Genomic DNA, 1,960 nt, shown 5'->3' with positions numbered 1-1,960 from the left:
GTCGATGACGGTGCCGCGAGCGAACTGCGACAGCTTGCTGCCATGCTCGGCGCCATCCTGCATCAGCAATATTTCAACGAGCTCGACCGCCTGCGCGAGGCTTATTTCTATTTCGATCCCGAGGTCGGCTCGGTGGCGCACCGTCCCGCGCCGCGGCTCGATGTCGCCTATCGCGCCTTGAGCGACGAGTTCGTCCGCATCCTGCGCGAGGCTAACTTCGTCGAGATCACCCATGCGGAAATCATGCAGGCTTTTGCGGAGCACGCGCTGGTCAGGGTCAAGATCAAGGCGCCGATATCAGACTATCGCGACATCAGGATGTTTCGGCGCGGCCAGCACCGGGAGACCATCGAAATCGCCTCGCTCTACGGTTTGCGGCGGCGCGCGTTCGACGTCGACGTCTATGACGATGTCGTCCTGATGGTCGCGACCAAGCCTGACGATGTGGCGGCCAAGCCGGTGAAGCCGCGGATCGGCGTCTGGCACAATCGGAGCAAGATCCGCGGCGGTGCCGTGCTGTTCAAATATTTCCGCCACATCGCCCGCGGCGATCTGGAAGCCCTGCTTCCGAACGTGCGGGTCGTGATGAGCGTGTTCGACCAGCTCACCCTCGGCGTACCGGCGCTAATCGGCGGCGTGCCGATCCTGATCAAGCTGGCCTCCACCTTGACGGTGCTGTTCGTGGTCGCGGGCTTCTATCTCGGCCTCACCGGCACGGTGCAGGACGACGACACCAAGCAGGCGCTGGCGGCACTGTCCGGCGTGTTCGCGCTCGGCAGCTTCGTGCTGCGGCAATGGGGCAACTTCCACCGCCAGTCGCTGATCCACCAGAAGCAGGTCACCGACAACGTCTACTTCCGCAACATCAACAACAACTCCGGCATCTTCAACTATCTGATCGGTGAGGCCGAGGACCAGGACTGGAAAGAGGCGCTGCTGGCCTATGCCGCACTGTGGCTCGCGGCCGTACCGCTCCGGCGCGAGGCGGTCGGCGGCCATGTCGAGGAGCTGCTGCAGCAGGCGTTCGGGATTCGCCCATCATTCGCGGTCGATGCGGCGTTGGCGAAGCTGCAGGAGTTCGGCTTGTTGAAGCAGACCGAGGCCACGGCCGCGGTGGTCATGCCGGCGGAGGCGATCAGGCGGCTGGAGCAGGTGTGGACGACGTTGCTGCGTCCAGCCGCGAACTAAACCGCAGCGGGTTCAGCTCTTCGCGCGCAGAAGGGCGGACTTCTGTTGTCGTCGCCAGGGTTAACGCAGGCTCGCGTTGATCTTGTCCAGCGCAGCCGATCCCGGGCACAGGTCTTCGGCCTCCAGCCGGTTCAGCGGCCGGTGCACCGTGTTGAGATGGCTGTGCAGGTCTTCCGCCTCGGGATCGACATAGAGCAGGCCGGTGACGATCTGGCCTTGCGCGGCGTGCTTCTGCAGGAACGTCATCGCGCCCAGCCGATCATGCGGATCGTAGTCGGCGTCGATCTTGCGCAGCGCCAGCCGCGAGCCATCGTGCTGCTCGACGATCTGCGTGGTGCCGGGGGCGTAATCGACCGTGATCGGATCGCGGCCGGTCAGCACGTCGAGCCGGTTCACGGCGTCATTGTGCTCGCGGACATAGTCGAAGCTCTTGGTCGAACCGGCGTGGTTGTTGAAGGCGATGCACGGGCTGACCACGTCGATGAACGCCGAGCCCTTGTGCTGCAGCGCGCCGGCAATGATCGGCACCAGCTGCTTCTTGTCGCCGGAGAAGGAGCGGGCGACATAGGTCGCGCCCAACTGCAGCGCGATGCCGACCAGGTCGATCGCGTTGTCGGTATTGGTGAGGCCCTTCTTCGATTTGGAGCCGCGGTCGGCGGTAGCCGAGAACTGGCCCTTGGTAAGGCCGTAGACGCCGTTGTTCTCGACGATATAGGTCATGTTGACGCCGCGCCGGATCGAATGCGCGAACTGGCCGAAGCCGATCGAGGCG

The 1,960-nt window shown here is 64.2% G+C and carries 2 protein-coding genes; one reads left to right on the top strand and one right to left on the bottom strand.

Annotation, left to right across the window (positions count from 1 at the left end):
- Positions 1–1,188 (top strand): TMEM143 family protein (locus WA702_RS15075; protein ID WP_425111331.1); only part of this gene is annotated, 1,188 nt, incomplete at its 5' end.
- A gap of 60 nt (positions 1,189–1,248) precedes the next feature.
- On the opposite strand, the gene WA702_RS15070 is transcribed toward WA702_RS15075, so the two are convergent.
- Positions 1,249–1,960 (bottom strand): thiamine pyrophosphate-dependent enzyme (locus tag WA702_RS15070; protein WP_425111330.1); only part of this gene is annotated, 712 nt, incomplete at its 5' end.

This window comes from Bradyrhizobium sp., assembly GCF_049798375.1.
Taxonomy (GTDB): domain Bacteria; phylum Pseudomonadota; class Alphaproteobacteria; order Rhizobiales; family Xanthobacteraceae; genus Bradyrhizobium.
The sequence above is the reverse complement of the archived record's forward strand: the minus strand, read 5'-3'. Positions and strand labels throughout refer to the sequence as shown.